This window comes from Herbaspirillum sp. C9C3 (assembly GCF_013359625.1).
In the GTDB taxonomy this organism is placed as follows: domain Bacteria; phylum Pseudomonadota; class Gammaproteobacteria; order Burkholderiales; family Burkholderiaceae_D; genus Herbaspirillum.
The window spans coordinates 74,523-89,672 of record NZ_JABFMQ010000010.1; the positions used below are offsets into that span (position 1 = coordinate 74,523).

The 15,150-nt window shown below is 64.8% G+C and carries 19 protein-coding genes and 1 riboswitch; of the genes, 14 read left to right on the top strand and 5 right to left on the bottom strand.

Going from position 1 to position 15,150, the window contains the following annotated elements:
* Positions 1-191: 191 nt before the first annotated feature.
* From HNO82_RS11840 to HNO82_RS11855, 4 genes are all read left to right on the top strand, one after another.
* On the top strand, positions 192-440 hold the full coding sequence (locus HNO82_RS11840) for a DUF6139 family protein (RefSeq protein ID WP_008329559.1): 249 nt from the start codon (positions 192-194) through the stop codon (positions 438-440).
* Between the two features lie 29 nt (positions 441-469).
* A complete protein-coding gene (locus tag HNO82_RS11845; protein ID WP_008329558.1) occupies positions 470-712 on the top strand; it encodes a hypothetical protein in 243 nt (80 codons plus the stop codon).
* A 218-nt stretch (positions 713-930) separates the two neighbouring features.
* A complete protein-coding gene (locus tag HNO82_RS11850) occupies positions 931-1,863 on the top strand; it encodes a 2-hydroxyacid dehydrogenase (RefSeq protein WP_175343853.1) in 933 nt (310 codons plus the stop codon).
* Between the two features lie 214 nt (positions 1,864-2,077).
* The gene (locus HNO82_RS11855) at positions 2,078-2,572 is read left to right on the top strand and encodes an acyl-CoA thioesterase (RefSeq protein ID WP_034350416.1); all 495 of its coding nucleotides are present in this window, start codon (positions 2,078-2,080) and stop codon (positions 2,570-2,572) included.
* Between the two features lie 77 nt (positions 2,573-2,649).
* Here HNO82_RS11855 and HNO82_RS11860 read toward each other — a convergent pair whose 3' ends face one another.
* Together HNO82_RS11860 and HNO82_RS11865 are read right to left on the bottom strand one after the other, a co-directional pair.
* A complete protein-coding gene (locus HNO82_RS11860) occupies positions 2,650-3,438 on the bottom strand; it encodes a 2-keto-4-pentenoate hydratase (protein ID WP_175343854.1) in 789 nt (262 codons plus the stop codon).
* A 27-nt stretch (positions 3,439-3,465) separates the two neighbouring features.
* Positions 3,466-3,921, bottom strand: coding sequence for a CopD family protein (locus HNO82_RS11865; protein WP_175343855.1), 456 nt, complete (start codon positions 3,919-3,921; stop codon positions 3,466-3,468).
* Positions 3,922-4,090: 169 nt separating this feature from the next.
* Between HNO82_RS11865 and HNO82_RS11870 the strand changes: the two genes are divergently transcribed.
* Together HNO82_RS11870 and HNO82_RS11875 are read left to right on the top strand one after the other, a co-directional pair.
* Positions 4,091-4,987, top strand: a complete 897-nt coding sequence (locus HNO82_RS11870) for an MOSC domain-containing protein (RefSeq protein WP_175343856.1) — start codon at positions 4,091-4,093, stop codon at positions 4,985-4,987.
* 46 nt (positions 4,988-5,033) lie between these two features.
* A complete protein-coding gene (locus HNO82_RS11875; protein ID WP_175343857.1) occupies positions 5,034-6,242 on the top strand; it encodes a branched-chain amino acid ABC transporter substrate-binding protein in 1,209 nt (402 codons plus the stop codon).
* 116 nt (positions 6,243-6,358) lie between these two features.
* On the opposite strand, the gene HNO82_RS11880 is transcribed toward HNO82_RS11875, so the two are convergent.
* The 3 genes from HNO82_RS11880 to HNO82_RS11890 all read right to left on the bottom strand — a co-directional run bounded on the left by HNO82_RS11880 (position 6,359) and on the right by HNO82_RS11890 (position 8,626).
* Positions 6,359-6,799 (bottom strand): hypothetical protein, encoded by a 441-nt coding sequence (locus tag HNO82_RS11880; RefSeq protein ID WP_175343858.1) that lies wholly within the window; start codon positions 6,797-6,799, stop codon positions 6,359-6,361.
* A gap of 349 nt (positions 6,800-7,148) precedes the next feature.
* Positions 7,149-8,162, bottom strand: coding sequence for a UTP--glucose-1-phosphate uridylyltransferase GalU (gene galU / locus HNO82_RS11885; RefSeq protein ID WP_175343859.1), 1,014 nt, complete (start codon positions 8,160-8,162; stop codon positions 7,149-7,151).
* A gap of 86 nt (positions 8,163-8,248) precedes the next feature.
* Positions 8,249-8,626: a hypothetical protein gene (locus HNO82_RS11890; RefSeq protein WP_175343860.1), complete on the bottom strand. Its 378-nt coding sequence runs from the start codon at positions 8,624-8,626 to the stop codon at positions 8,249-8,251.
* A gap of 396 nt (positions 8,627-9,022) precedes the next feature.
* On the opposite strand from HNO82_RS11890, the gene HNO82_RS11895 reads away from it, so the two are divergent.
* From HNO82_RS11895 to HNO82_RS11930, 8 genes are all read left to right on the top strand, one after another.
* A complete protein-coding gene (locus HNO82_RS11895) occupies positions 9,023-9,274 on the top strand; it encodes a GlsB/YeaQ/YmgE family stress response membrane protein (RefSeq protein WP_008329542.1) in 252 nt (83 codons plus the stop codon).
* A gap of 335 nt (positions 9,275-9,609) precedes the next feature.
* Complete coding sequence (gene pgm, locus HNO82_RS11900; protein WP_175343861.1) at positions 9,610-11,259, top strand: phosphoglucomutase (alpha-D-glucose-1,6-bisphosphate-dependent); 1,650 nt, start codon at positions 9,610-9,612, stop codon at positions 11,257-11,259.
* A 154-nt stretch (positions 11,260-11,413) separates the two neighbouring features.
* Complete coding sequence (locus HNO82_RS11905) at positions 11,414-11,761, top strand: hypothetical protein (RefSeq protein WP_175343862.1); 348 nt, start codon at positions 11,414-11,416, stop codon at positions 11,759-11,761.
* A 59-nt stretch (positions 11,762-11,820) separates the two neighbouring features.
* Complete coding sequence (locus HNO82_RS11910) at positions 11,821-11,973, top strand: hypothetical protein (protein WP_175343863.1); 153 nt, start codon at positions 11,821-11,823, stop codon at positions 11,971-11,973.
* 319 nt (positions 11,974-12,292) lie between these two features.
* Positions 12,293-12,988, top strand: a complete 696-nt coding sequence (locus tag HNO82_RS11915; RefSeq protein WP_008329537.1) for a hypothetical protein — start codon at positions 12,293-12,295, stop codon at positions 12,986-12,988.
* A gap of 206 nt (positions 12,989-13,194) precedes the next feature.
* Complete coding sequence (locus HNO82_RS11920) at positions 13,195-13,722, top strand: hypothetical protein (RefSeq protein WP_175343864.1); 528 nt, start codon at positions 13,195-13,197, stop codon at positions 13,720-13,722.
* Between the two features lie 78 nt (positions 13,723-13,800).
* Positions 13,801-14,030: riboswitch (cobalamin riboswitch) on the top strand.
* 141 nt (positions 14,031-14,171) lie between these two features.
* Positions 14,172-14,387, top strand: a complete 216-nt coding sequence (locus HNO82_RS11925) for a CbtB domain-containing protein (RefSeq protein ID WP_175343865.1) — start codon at positions 14,172-14,174, stop codon at positions 14,385-14,387.
* A 10-nt stretch (positions 14,388-14,397) separates the two neighbouring features.
* A complete protein-coding gene (locus HNO82_RS11930) occupies positions 14,398-15,150 on the top strand; it encodes a CbtA family protein (RefSeq protein ID WP_175343866.1) in 753 nt (250 codons plus the stop codon).

A 15,150-nucleotide genomic window follows, 5' to 3' on the forward strand; every position in this document is an offset into this window, starting at 1 on the left:
AGTCCGGTGTTGTCGGTGCTATCTTGAAATGAAGCATCTTTCCTTTCCTTCGCCGCGTACTGCTGTCGGATCAGGCTGACAGCGCAAGCCGCTTTGTGCATCCCCGTACCTTCCTGTGGCGAACCAATGGCAGATAGTCCAGTCGCATCTGGAAGCAGTGCCCATGTTCAACCCGACCAGGAGGCCCCAAGATGAAAGTCGATGTGTACAAGCGCCCGGACGGCGGCGGATTGTTTTCCTACCTCGTCCTGCCCCACGAAGAAGCGTTGCCGCCAGAGGTGACCAATACCGACTGGCAACTCCACGAGCAGAATGTGGACTTCGAGCGCGACGGCAAGCGGCATTTCACGCTGGAGGCAGAAGACGCCTTCATGCAGATCGGCGAGAAAGGCTATGCCATCACCCATCTGAACCAACGCAGCGGCGACGGCGCGGCCTGAAGCCGTCGCCATCGACAGAGGAGACCATCATGCCCACCGAACAAGTAGGCGACTACGAAGTGGAATATGCCGGCGTGCGCCTCATCGGCGGCGAGGAGTGGGTGGCCCAGGTGGCCATCTTCGGCCACTCGACCAATCCCATGCACCGCAATCCGGTGTTCCCGGTACAGCGCGTGCTGCCCGACCAGACCTTTGCCGACGAAAAGGCGGCCGAGCAGGGCGCGCGCCAGGCTGCGCATGACCTGCTGGAGAAGCAGACAGCGCGGCACTGACCGCAGTGCTCCAGCAAGCCTGACTCCAGGCCCGATGCGCCCGCAGGCGCGTCGGGCTTTTTCCGTTTCACACAGAGCGGCCATGGCATGGAATTCGCATGCAGAAAGGCGCAGTGGCCGATGGGCGACAGGCTGCCCGCTGTGCCGTTTCGCAATAGAATGACGCATCTTGCGTTTTTCTTCCTATTTTCCTTTTCCTCGTCCGGCCAGGTCCCCTCATGAAACCCCCTCTGCTCGTCCTGATTCACCTCTCCGAAGAAAGCACGGCCACCATCGCCGCCCACTATGACATCCTCTACGCGCCGGATCGCCCGCGCCGCGACGCGATGATCGCCGGCCCGGCCAGGAAGGTGGCGGTGGTGCTGACCAATGGGTCCACCGGCCTGAGTGCTGACGAAATGCGCGCCATGCCGCATCTGCAACTGGTCTGTGCACTGGGCGCCGGCTTTGAAAACATCGACGCCGCCCACGCCCGTGCGCATGGCATCGAGATCGCCACCGGTGCCGGCACCAACGAAGACTGCGTGGCCGACCACACCCTGGGCCTGCTGCTGGCCATCCTGCGCAATATTCCCGTGCTGGACCGCTACACCCGCGAGGGCGGCTGGCGCGAAACCATTCCCCTGCAACCTCAGCTGGCGGGCAAGCGGGTGGGCATCGTCGGCATGGGCAACATCGGCAAGAAGATCGCCCGCCGCGCGACCGCCTTCGATGCCGAGATCGCCTATTGCAACCGCAAGAAGCGCGATGATGTCGATTTCCATTATTTCCCGGACGTCGCCCAACTGGCCGGCTGGGCCGACTGCCTCATCGTGGCCGCGCCGGGCGGTGCCCAGACGCAGCACCTCATCAATGCGCGGGTGTTGGAAGAGCTCGGTCCCCGTGGCTACCTGGTCAACATCGGCCGTGGCAGCATCGTCGATACCGAGGCACTGGCGGCAGCCCTGTCCTGCGGGCGTCTGGCCGGTGCGGCCCTGGATGTCTACGAGGGCGAACCCCAGCCGCCCGCCGCCCTGATCGGCTTGCCCAACGTCGTATTGACGCCGCATATCGCGGGCTGGTCGCCGGAGGCCATCAGCGCTTCGGTCCAGCAGTTCCTGCGCAATTGCGAGGAGCATTTCGCCGCCGCCGAGCCGGTGGTGCGCGCCTGAGCAAGTTGCCCAGCGTGCGCGGATGCGAGTTTTTTTGCCATAGCGGGGCTGGCTGGCCGATAATGTCGGCCGCGGTCGGATCGCTTTCCTCCACGAAAGCTCTCCGGTCGGCCGCCTGCGCGCGCTCGGGGGAGCGTGTCGGCCGACGGCGCCGCCGTTTCAACGACTCCAAGACCAACCCATCGCCATCACACTACAGAGAGAGCCAAGCACCATGGATCTGCCATCTCACCAACTCACCATGACGGTCCTGATGACCCCGGACATGGCCAACTTCGCCGGCAACGTGCACGGGGGAACCATCCTGAAGCTGCTTGACCAGGTGGCCTACGCCTGCGGCAGCCGCTACGCCGGCCAGTACGTGGTGACCCTGTCGGTGGACCAGGTCATGTTCCGTCAGCCCATCCACGTGGGGGAGCTGGTGACCTTCCTGGCCAGCGTCAACCATACCGGCAAGTCTTCCATGGAAATCGGCATCAAGGTGGTGGCCGAAAACATCCGCACCCAGGAAACGCGCCACGTCAACAGCTGCTTCTTCACCATGGTGGCCGTGGACGATCAGCGCAAGCCGATCCCGGTGCCGCCGCTGCGTCCCTTCTCGCAGGAAGAAAAGCGCCGCTTCGATGCAGCCGTGATCCGCAAGTCGCTGCGCCAGGAACTGGCGCGCCGCTACGAGGAAGTCAAGCCCGGCAACGACAAGGTCGGCTAAGCGGCCCAAGCCGCGAAAGCAAAAAGGGATGCGTCCGTCGGACGCATCCCTTTTTTACGTGCTGCCCGGGCCGACGGTCAATCCAGATGCACCACCACCGAGCCGAGCACGCCCAGTTCAGCCAGCACGCGCTGTCCGGCGCGCACCGGCATGGGCACGATGGTCGAACCGCTGGCCACCAGCTGTCCGGCCGCCAGGGTGAGGCCATGCTCACGCAATTCGTTGGCCAGCCAGGTCAGTGCCACGCGTGGATCGCCCAGCACCTGGGCGCCACTGCCGCTGCGCCGTTCGCCGCCCTCGATGCTGCCCGAAGTCGTCAGCGCGGCCAGATCCAGGCTGCGCCAGTCCACGCTGGCCGGTGCGCCCAGCACGAACTGGTCGGCGCAGCTGTTGTCGGCGATCAGTTGGGCCGCCCCGACCTGGTCGAACTGGTCGTAACGGGTATCGGGGATTTCGATGGCCGGATGCACCGCCGCCACGGCCGCCATGACCTCTTCCTGCGTATAGGGCGTACTGCGCGGCGCCAGTGTACTGCCCATGCGGAAAGCCACTTCCACCTCGGCCACCCGCATCAGGTTGTCACCCAGCGTGATGTGCGCACCGCTGCGGTGAAGGCGTTCGGCCAGCAAGCGGCCTGCCAGCGGCGCATCGACATGGAGCAATCCCTGTCCGCCGGGGCCGGTGGCAGCGATCTTCCAGCCGGCCAGCGGGGCGAAGCTGCGCGCTTCCAGGCGGCGCTGGATGTCATAGGCCTGGCGCCGGTCGCCCGGTTGCAGATGCACGGGCAAGCGGGCGATGCGGCGGTTGTGCGCCCAGCAGTCCCAGAGCAGGTCGGCCGCTTCCTGGCATTGTGTATCGGTCAGCACGGATGTCTCCCTCCAGATTGCTTGTTTTCAGAGGCTCAAGGGGCCCAGGGCACCGATGGCGATGGTCAGCAGGCCCAGGCACAGGTTGATGCCCACCAGCACGCGCACCTGGCGCAGCGCGCGCGAGGCGCGGTCCCAGTCCTGCTGGGCGGAGGCCAGCTTGAGACGGCGGAAGGGTGCAAAGAATATGTGGGCGAAGATCAGCATCATCACCACGCCGATACCGGTCATGGCGTGCACGTAAGGCGGCAGCTTGGCCGCACCCGCACCCATCACGGCCATCATGTGCAGACCGCTGCCCAGCACCAGCGCAATGGCCACCCACACCCAGATGAAGAAATTGGCCAGCACCGCCGCCATGAGAGAGAGCCGCTGCTCCGGATGCAGCACCCCAAGCCCGGGCCGCAGCGCCATGTGGGCGAAGAACATGCCGCCGACCCAGACGGTCAGCCCCAGCAGATGGAAGAATTTGGCAAACAACATGGCGCTCCCGTCAAAAAGTTCATATCAATCCGTGGCGCATTGTCGCATGAGCAGGAACACAACGTATCGTCATGCTGGCAAAGCGCCCGCTTGTGGTAATGTCTTGCCGAAACATTATCACCAATACTTTTCAGGCGTTGGCAGGCGCCACCATCCGGGGGGACGGTCCATGACGAACAGCAGCATCAGCAGCATCAGCAGCATCAGCAGCATCAGCACCATCAGCGCCATCTTTTTCTATCCCATCAAGTCCTGTGGCGGGCTCTCCCTGACCCGGGCCGAGATCGGCCCGCTGGGCCTGGCGCTGGACCGCCACTGGATGCTGGTGGATCGCCAGGGCCGATTCCTGACCCAGCGCACCCATCCCGGGATGGCCTGCATCACGCCCGCCTTCGAGGGCGATGCGCTGGTGCTGCGCGCACCGGGCATGTCCCCGCTGCGCCTGGCGGCTGCCGGCGAGGACGGCGCCACGCTCGCCGTCACCGTCTGGGACAGCCGCCTGGAAGCCCTGGACCAGGGCGAACAGGCGCGCACCTGGTTCTCCGACTACCTGCAGGCCGACGCCCGGCTGGTGCGCTTCAATCCGGCCGTCAAACGCGCCTGCAGCCCCCGCTGGACCGGTGACTACCGCGCTACCACACAGTTCTCGGATGGCTATCCGCTGCTGGTGATCGGCCAGGCTTCGCTCGATGAGCTCAACACCCGGCTGGCGGCCAAGGGGGCGCCGGTCTTGCCCATGGATCGCTTCCGCCCCAACCTGGTGATCGCCGGTCTGGAGGCATATGAAGAAGATTTCATCGATACCCTGCGCCTGGGCAGTGCAGACCGTCCGGTGCAGTTGAAGCTGGTGAAGCCTTGTGCAAGATGTCCCATTCCCGGCATCGACCAGCGCAGCGGCCAGCGTGATCCGCAATGGCCCGATGAGCCGCTGGACACGCTGAGCACCTATCGCGCCAATGCCCGGGTGGGCGGGGGCATCACCTTTGGCCAGAACGCCATCGTCATCGCCGGGGAGGGCGGCCGGATCGAGGTCGGCCAGCCCTGCGAATGGGAATTCAATTTCTGAGCACGTCCACGAGGACGCCATCCAGTCCACATCAATGCGATCTCCAGTGAACATCAAGACACGCGCCATCAGCACGATCTCAGGCAAGCTCATGACCAGGGCTGCCCGCCGCCACCTGCTCGCCCTGGCCCTGGCAGGCGTCTGGTGCAGTATGGCCGGCAGCAGCGCATGGGCCACGCCGCGCACCGTGGTCATCGGCCTGGCCGCCCCCATGAGTGGTCCTTCCGGCAGCACCGGCGTGAGTCTCGAGCGCGCCGCTCAACTGGCCGTGGACGATATCAACAACGGCAAGCCCGTCATCGGTGGCGAGCCGGTGTTGTTCCGGCTGCTGCCACAGGACGACCGCGCCGATCCGCGCACGGGCGAGCTCATCGCCGACTACTTCGTCAAGAGCAAGGTCGCTGCCGTGGTCGGCCACTGGAACAGTGGCGTCGGTGTTCCGGCCGCGCGTATCTACGCCGCTGCCGGCATTCCCCATGTGGCCCCCGCCGTGACGGCTCCGGCCTATACGCAGCAGGGCGATGCCAGCGCCTTTCGCATCGTGCCGCACGATGGCGAGGGCGCGCGCCTGACCGCCGATTACGTGGTGCGTGAGCTGAAGGCCCGCAACATCGCCGTGATCGATGACAGCACCCTCTTCGGCAGTACCTATGCCGATGAATTCGCCAAGTCGGTCAAGGTCTTGCAGGGCAGGGTGACGGGACGCTACACGGTGAGCAGCAAGACCTCCGACTTCAACAATGTTTTGCGCAGCATCCGCGACAGCGAGCCCGATGTGGTGCTCTTCGCCGGTCTCGATGCCCAGGCTGCACAACTGGTGCAGGACATGCGGCGTCTGCAGATCCGCGCCCCGCTGGTCGGCATCGGCGGTCTGGTGGGGCCGACCTTTCTGAAGCTGGCGGGTCCGTCAGGCGAGGGCGTGAGCGTAGTGGAGCCAGGACTTCCCTCCTACAAGGGGCCGCAGTGGCGCCATTTCGAACAGGCCTGGAAGGCCGCCTGGCAGGACGAAATCTATCTCTATGCGCCCTTTGCCTATGATGCCGTGCGCGTGATCGCGGCGGCCATGCAGCAGGCCGATTCCACCGATCCGGGCAAGGTGACGGCCAGCCTGCACCGGATTGGCTACAAGGGCATCACCGGCAATATCGCCTTCGATGCCCAGGGCAATCTGCGCGATCCGGTCTTTACCCTGTATCGGGTCAACGGCGGCCACTGGCGCGTCGTGCGCAGCATGGCCCAGCACGACAGAAACTGAACGCCGCGACCGACAAGCGTGCGCAAAAAACAATGCCGCCCGGGCGTAACCGGGCGGCATCAGGGACAGGCGGGCAGGGCGGCAGACCATGACATCACGGCCCGCTGTCGGCCTGCTTATTTTTTGGGACGGCCTACCTTCAGCGGGGTCAGGCTGCCGAGGATGTCCTTCAGTTCGGCGATCTTCAGGTTCTTGATCAGCGACACGCCGATGCGCAGCAGGTCGCTCTTCTTGATCTCGACGCCGGCCTTCAGGCAGGACTTCTTGACCTGGGCCAGGACCGCGTATTCGTTCTCGGGCATGGTGAAGCTGTCGCGGACCTGCTTGACCTTCTTGGCCTTCACCGGCTTGTCAGTCTTTTCGGGCTTGGCGATTTTCTCGACCTTCTTTTCGGGCTTGGCTGCCGCCGGTGCTGCTGCGGCGGGCTTGGCGGCCGCACGGGTGGCGGGCTTGACGGCAGGTTTCTTCACCGCGGCGGGCTTGGGGGCTGCCGCCTTGGCGACAGGTTTCTTCGTTTCGGTTGATGCTGCTGCTGCGGCTTGAACTCTGGTGGCCATGAACGCTCCTCTGAAAATTGATATAAACAATATATATTTTTTGCGCCTTTGCCGCAACATTCCTGCCGACTGGCAACGATTTCATCGTCGGATTTCTATGCTGGAAACGTTTACAGCTTGTGTGCGGTGGCCACAGCATACGCTTGTGGGCAGGGGAAGTGCGGCGACCTGCTTTGTCCCGGGCGAAATGAACTTCTCCGATTCATGGCCGCGATGCTAGCAAGTCCAGGTTAAAACTCCGTGACAAAGGTCAAAACAATTTACAAGAAGCGTGGGCACGAAAAAAAAAGCAGCCCGGCCTTGCGGACGGACTGCAATCAACAACGGTCTCTACCGGGGACTGACAGGATTACATGACGCTACGGGCTACGGCTGGCTGCTTTTCGGCGGAGGCTGCGGCGCTGGCGGGCGTACTGCCGGCGGCGGGCTTCAATGGGGTGACGGTGGCCGGGCCCTTGGGTTGGGCGGCCTGGGTCAGGTCATGCTGGCTGACGAATTCCTGCAGGAACTGCGCGAAGCCGCTGCCGACTTCCTTGTGCTTGAAGCCCATGGCCACGGCCGCCTTGAGGTACCCGAGCTTGGAGCCGCAATCGAAGCGCTGGCCCTCGTAGCGATAGGCGAGGATCTGTTCCTGTTGCAGCAGGGCCGAGATGGCATCGGTGAGCTGGATCTCGCCACCGGCACCGGTGCCGATGTTTTCCAGACGTTCGAAGATGGCCGGGGTCAGCACGTAGCGGCCCACGACGGCCAGGGTGGAGGGGGCATCTTCGGGCGAGGGCTTTTCCACGATGCCGCTGAGCAGCTCGGTACGCTCACCATGCGGGCTGCCGCTGACGATGCCGTACTGGCGGGTTTCCGGACGCGGCACGTCCTGCACGGCCAGCAGGCTCTTGCCTTCGCGCTCGTAGAGTTCGGTCATCTGCGCCATCACGTTCTTCTGACCGGGGGCGGCATCCATGAAGTCGTCGGCCAGCAACACGGCGAAGGGTTCGTCACCCACCAGCGGCTTGGCCAGCAGCACGGCGTGTCCCAGGCCCAGCGGTTCGGCCTGGCGGACGTAGACACAGTTGATGTGCTTGGGGATGACGTTGCGGATGGTTTCCAGCAGTTTCACCTTGCCGGCGGCTTCCAGTTCGGATTCCAGCTCGTAGGCCTTGTCGAAATGGTCTTCGATGGCGCGCTTGTTGCGGCCGGTGATGAAGATCATCTCGGTGATGCCCGCTTCCACCGCCTCTTCAACGGCGTACTGGATCAATGGCTTGTCGACGATGGGCAGCATTTCCTTGGGCTGTGCCTTGGTAGCGGGAAGAAAACGGCTGCCGAGGCCAGCGACGGGAAAGACGGCTTTGGTGATTTTTTTCATGGTAAGTCCAGGTTTGGTTGAGTGACGGGCGTGGCACCCTCATGCACACAATGCAGGCTCGCTGGCGAATGCGCCTCCTTACGCCTTTACGCCTGTCTGTTGTTCTTGATCATCTTCATCTGAAGCAGAGCACGGCATCCCTGCAACAACGAGGCCACGCCAGCCAGGGCATGCCCTGCCTTTTCGCGCAGCCGGGGGCGTCGCTGCGGGGCGCTGGCCTCGTCATCAGCCAGCGCGATGCGTTGCGCCAGACTGCCTTCGTTGAGCTGTTCCAGCACCGAGGCCAGTTGCGGCGCCTTCATCGATATCTGATGCAGCAGCTCGGCAGATTCACGGGCATAGCGTGCATAGTGCTCGACGAAGTCAGCGCCTTCTTCGGCGCGCGGTGCGTTGCCGAACGCATTGAGCGCGTAGGCATTGGCAAAGACGGACGAGGGGCGTGCGCTGGATTCGGTGGCGGACATGATGGCGACTCTCTACGTAATCGGGCGGGCAAATGCGGTATCGGTATACGGTGCGGCTGACGGATTCATGCTGCACTGTGCCTACGGAAGCAAGAGTAAGAAAACTCGCGCTTCCTCTCTATAGGAATGCCGCTTTTTGCGCTGTAGGAAAAGAGGAAGACCCCGGCCCGCCCGCCACGCGGGTACTGCGCCGCCACGAGCAGGCCGCGGTCAGCGCGACAGCCGCCCATGCCGGGCTTGTCCTACAAGGAAATGGGCCGCTGTCCGATAGCTGGCCGGGACGCCTTTTTCTATCATCACCTCATCTGTTGCGCAGAGCGCTTGCAGAGAGGAGGAGGCCTGCCGACGGCTTCCGACATCAATCCAAGAACGACAGAACAATGGAAAGGGAACATCATGGAACACGGACTCATCGCATGGCTGATCATTGGTGCCGTTGCCGGCTGGCTTGCCGGCGTGCTGGTCAAGGGTGGCGGCTTCGGTCTGCTGGCCGATATCCTGATCGGTATCGTCGGTGCCGTCATCGGCGGCTGGCTGGCCGGCCTCCTGGGCATCGCCGTGGGTGGTGGCATCCTGGCCTCGATCGTTACCGCCACGCTGGGCGCGGTCGTGCTGCTGGTGATCGTGCGGGCCTTCCGCAGGGCCTGACCCGGCAGGCCCGCGCCGTGGAGGCAGGCCCCCGGCGCAGGCCCGGCGCTCCTGACCCATGAGCAATGCGTCCGCGGCCCGGCCCGGACGCGTTTTGCGTTTTGGACACGCGCCTTCATCTTGCCCGCCCAGGGCGTAGCGCCCATGCCCGGCCAGGCGCATGGGGAGTGATCTGCGGCAATGCTCCTGCAAGTTTCTGCATATCCATGCTGCAGCGCGCCATCCTGGCGTTACAATGTCCGGGACGTTGAAAAAAGATCAAGTAGCGAAGGGGATGTCCGGCATCTACCGCGTCCGCTTCGCTTCCTCCGATATCCATTCATCCAGAAAAAATTATGAGTAGCGTCCATCCCCTCGCCGGCAAGCGTGCCGCGCCTTCGGCCCTGGTGAACCTGCCGGTGCTGCTGTCGAACTATTACAGCCTGCGTCCGGAGGTGGCCGAGGCCAGCCATCGGGTGGCCTTCGGGACGTCCGGCCATCGCGGCAACGCCAATGCCCACAGCTTCAATGAATGGCACGTGCTGGCCATCACCCAGGCCATCTGCGACTACCGCAAGGAACAGGGTTTCAAGGGCCCGCTGTTCCTCGGCATTGATACCCATGCCTTGTCGGAGCCGGCCTGGCACAGCGCACTGGAAGTGCTGGCGTCCAACGCGGTGCTGACCATGCTGGCCGAAGGCAGCCCCTATGCGCCCACGCCGGCCGTCTCGCATGCCATCCTCACGCACAACCGGGTGCACCGCGACAAGCTGGCCGATGGCATCGTGGTCACGCCCTCGCACAATCCGCCGGACAATGGCGGCTTCAAGTACAACATGCCCAATGGCGGCCCGTCGGACTCCAACGTCACCAGCTGGATCGAGAAGCGCGCCAATGCCTATCTGGAGCAAAAGCTCGAAGGCGTACGCCGCATCAGCTTCGAGAAGGCCCTCAAGGCCGACACCACGCGCCGCTACGATTATCTGGACAACTACGTCGGCGACCTGCCCAACATCATCGACCTGGGCGCCATCTCGGCGGCCAACGTCAAGATCGGCGTAGACCCGCTGGGTGGCGCCGGGCTGCATTACTGGTCGGCCATTGCGGATCGCTACAAGCTCAATCTGGAAGTGGTCAATACCGATGTGGATGCGAGTTTTCGCTTCGTGCCGCTGGACTGGGATGCACAGATCCGCATGGATCCGTCCTCGCCCTATGCCATGAGCGAGCTGATCGCGCTCAAGGATCGCTTCGACGTGGCCATGGCCTGCGATACCGACCATGACCGTCACGGCATCGTCGCCAGGAGCACCGGCCTGCTGCCGGCCAACGATTATCTGTCGGTCGCGGTGTACTACCTGTTCGGCCATCGTCCGGCCTGGCGTGCCGATGCCGCCGTGGGCAAGACCCTGGTGTCCAGCCAGATGATCAATCGCGTGGCCGCCCACCTGGGCCGCAAGCTGCTGGAAATGCCGGTGGGCTTCAAGTGGTTCGTCGATGGCCTCTATGACGGCAGCCTGGCCTTCGGCTGCGAGGAAAGCGCCGGCGCCTCCTTCGTGCGCTTCGATGGCCAGCCCTGGAGTACCGACAAGGATGGCATTACCGCCGCCTTGCTGGCCGCCGAGATGACTGCCCGCACCGGCAACGATCCCGGCCAGATCTACCAGGATCTCACCCGGCAACTGGGCGCACCGCTCAATGGCCGCAAGGAAGCCGCCGCCACGCCGCAGCAGAAGGCGCGCCTGTCCAGGCTGTCGCCGCAGGATGTCACGTCCACCGAACTGGCCGGCGAAACCATCCGCGAAGTCATGACCACGGCCCCGGCCAATGGCAAGGCTTTCGGCGGCCTGAAGATCGTCACGGACAATGGCTGGTTCGCCGCCCGTCCTTCCGGCACCGAGAGCATCTACAAGATCTATGGCGAGAGCTTCCGCGATCAGGCCCATCTGGACCGCATCTTTGCCGAGGCGCAGGAGATCGTGACCCGCGCACTGAAGGCGGACTGAGCCCGGTCGCCGCGCCTGTCATGACCACGCCGCCCTCGGGGCGGCGTTTTTGTTCCTGCCTTCCTACAGGAAAATGGGCCGATGTCTGGCTGAGAGCAGGGCAGGGGCTTCGTAAGATGGTCATCGTCTGCCATCCCCGTCAAGGAGGACCCTCATGGCCCATTCTGATCCGGATCCCGTCTCGACCCGTGCGGCGCCTGCCTTGCTGCGTCCCCCCGCCATGTCGGCTACCGCCGAAACGCCGACCCCGCCGGACCACATCCAGCCGGACCCGGCCCAGGTGATCGAGCCCGACGGTACCGAAGATCCCCTGGCCAACGCCGATGACGGCCTGCTGCCTCGCCCCGGCAGTGCCGTGCCGGACCGCAGTCCGCCCCTTCCACTCACTCAGGAGAACCCCATGCACAAGCCCCAGGACACCCCGCCGGTGGAGGTGCCGCCGCTGGATCCGACCCCGGCGCAGGACCCCATTCCGCATCAGAACCCGATGGCCGGTCGCTGACGACCTGCTGTCGGCACACCCCGGTCGCTCCGACCAGGGATCGCTCCGAGGAGATCTGTTTGAACCTGAATCTGCATACCCCCCAAGAGACCCCTCCCGTCAACGAACCCAACATCCCGCCGCCGCCCCTGCCCGATGATGAGCCGGTCCCGGTGCAAGAGCCGCCGCTGAGCCCCCGGCCTTCTGACCCGCCGCTGCGCATGCAGGGCTGATTTTGCACTTTCGCACCGATCCGGTCGCAGCATCTGCTGCGGCCTGATTGTCTCGCTTTTTTGCCTTTTCCTTCATGACGCCATAGCGCTGCCGGCGCTGCCGACCCTGTGCAAGGACGTAGCGAGGCATCCTCTTCCTTTTTCTTCATCTGCCCCGGAAACCCCCGTCCTGCGGGGGTTTCTTCATTCTTTTGCGCGGATTGAGACTTTTCTCATTCAAGCCGACAAGCATTCGTGAAAGCATCTCTTTTTTCCGGCGACAGAAGATGAATTGAGCAAGGCTGCCGCCACGGTCGTGTTTTCTCTGAGGAGTAGCGCCGTGTTTCCATATTCCCCGCTGTCAATGGGCTTTCCTGCCGGTCGTCGACACACGCTGCTGTCGGCTCTTCCGCTCTACGTGCTGGTACGTCAGCCCAGTGCCGGCAGTGGCCCCGGCCAGGTACTGTGCGAACCCGTCATCGCCGGCGAGGCCGCCGGCAGCCAGGCGATGGTGGTTTATCTGTCGCCCTTCGAGGCCAGCCTGGACGCGCTCTGGCGGGGCATGCCGCCGACGGCCTACCAGGTCTTGCCGGCCTCGTCCTTCTCCCCGGACGAACTGGTGGCGCGCCACCACGGCTATCTGCCCTATTGTCTGCACGTGGCCTGGGGCGCGCGCGACGGTCGCCTGGCGGTGCGCGCGCAGGGCGAGCCGGTACGCTTGTCCTCGGCCAGCCTGGCCAAGGCCTCGCCGCTGATCGACTCCATCACGCTGGACATCGCGCTGCCCGATCTGGAGTGCTACGCCCGGCTGTGGGAATGCGCCGGACTGTTCGCCCGCAGCGAGACGCAGGCCAGCCTGCTGGCAATGAGTCCGCTGGAGCGCCACCGCCATGCCGCCCGCGCCATCGACCGGTTGCCCGGTACCGCCCCGCCAGGCCGCCAGATCAACCAGGTCGCGGTGTATGACGCCGAATCGGCCCAATGGCATTTCATCTCGCTGGATCTGCTGGCCGGGCCGGCCGCCGTCCAGTATTGACACCACGGTGGGCAGGCCGGGACGCCCCGGCCCGCCGCGTCACTTACTGACGGTCATTGAGAGTTTTCTGATATCCATCGGGTTTCCCTTCTGCAACTATTCGGAGTGGGTGTGGCCTCTGCCGCGCCCACCCCGATTCCTGTTCCCCGAAGGAGCTGCCCTTGAACCGCTTACTTCCTGCTGCATGCAGTTCAACGGCGAGCGCATTGCGCTGCCTGCCCGTGGTCTTGCTGTTGGTTTGTCTGGTGGCGCTGCCCGGGGCGCCGACGCCGCCGGCGCAGGTACTGGATCGCTGCCTGGTGGTCGACCGCATGACGGTGGGCCCGGTCAGCATCGATCCGGTGGCCGGGCGGGTGGAAGTCATGGAGGGCGGCGCGGCCTCACCCTACAGCCTTTATCTGCCGGATGCCGACAACCGCATGCTGCGCATCGGCTATGCCAGCGGCAAGGCGTCCGTGCGCGATTACCTCTTCGTCAACGCGCACCGTGGCTACCTGGACCGCGCCGTCGGCCTGACAGCGGACGCACCGCTACGGCTGGAGCGTCCGCACCGGGCCTCCTTTGCCGTACTGGGCTATCTGGGCGAGCGCTACCTGTGCCTGATGGAAGTGCACGGGCAGGGCGACCGGACGGGCCAGCGCTCGGCCTATGTGGCCCGCATCCCGCGCGGCATGGGGGCGGACATGCGGCTGTACTACAAGCAGTCGGACGCGATCCCGCCGGCGCCCCGCTGAGTTCGCCAGCAGCCGACCGGCTGGCCGATCAGGCTGACAATGCCGGTTGCCCAAGCCGGTCCCCGCCTTTATACTTCGCCCCTTAGCATTGCTTCTGGTATCCCGTGTGCAGCCGCGCCCGGGATTGAAACGGGAAGCCGGTGCGGCCGATGCCTCAGCATCGTGCCAAAGCCGGCGCTGCCCCCGCAACGGTAAGCGAGCAAGGACACGCACTACGCCACTGTGCCCCGCGCATGGGAAGGCGCCTGTCCGGAAGCCCCAGGCTTCAGCTCGCCAGCCCGGAGACCGGCCAGTGGCAACTTCTTGAATGTATCGCGGAGGGCGATCATGCGGAAAGCTTCCAACATGTCCCGCTGGCATTGAGCGGCGCCGTCGGTGCACGGCGGGATGTGGCATGGGCGCTCGCCGTGTGGCTTCCTTCGTTTCATCCACCTGCCCAAGGAAAGCGCATGTCCACTCCCTCCGGTCTCAATGCCCGCAGCACCGCCGACTCTTCCACTTCCAGCCGCACCGGCAGCCAGGTCTGGCGTGACCGCATCGCGCCGTCGCTGCTGGCCTTCGCGCTGGGCGTGGCGCTGATCTACGGCGCCGGCTTCGCCTCCCGCGTCGAGCTGCACAATGCTGCCCACGATGGCCGTCACTCGGCCGGTTTCCCCTGCCACTGAGGAGCGGATCATGAACTGGACGGTGTTTCGCCGCATGGCGTCGGCGGTGGTGGTGGCAGGGGCCTTGTCGGGCTTGCTGCTGTCGGGGGTGCAGCAATTCCAGGTGGAAAAGCTCATCCTCAAGGCCGAGCAATATGAAAAGGCCGGCGAAGCGACGGCCTCCGCAGCCCATGACCCTGGCGGCGAACCCGCTACCCAGGCGGGTGCGCACGACCATGCCCATGCCGGTGTCGATGAGCACAGCCACCATCACGACGCCCAAGCCTGGGAGCCCGCCGACGGTGCCGAACGCACCGCCTACACCGTGCTGGCCAACGTCAGCATGGCGGTCGGTTTTGCGCTGATGCTGGTGGCGGCCTTTGCCCTGAGCGGACGCCAGATCAGCTGGCGCAGCGGTCTGCTGTGGGGTCTGGCCGGTTATGGCGTGTTCTTCGTGGCGCCTTCGCTGGGCTTGCCGCCGGAAGTGCCTGGCACGCTGGCCGCGCCCCTGCAGGCGCGTCAGCTCTGGTGGGTGATGACCGCCGCCATGACGGCCGCCAGCCTGGGTCTGTTCGTCTTCACCCGGGGCTGGCCGGGCAAGCTGATCGGCGTGTTGCTGCTGGTGGCACCGCACTTCATCGGGGCGCCGCAACCGGAAGTGCACGGCAGCGTGGCGCCGGAAGAACTGGCGCAAGCCTTCATCGGCGCCACTGCGGCGGCCAATGCCGTGTTCTGGCTGGCGCTGGGCGGCCTGAGCGGTTTCTTCTATCGCCGCTTCGGCTGA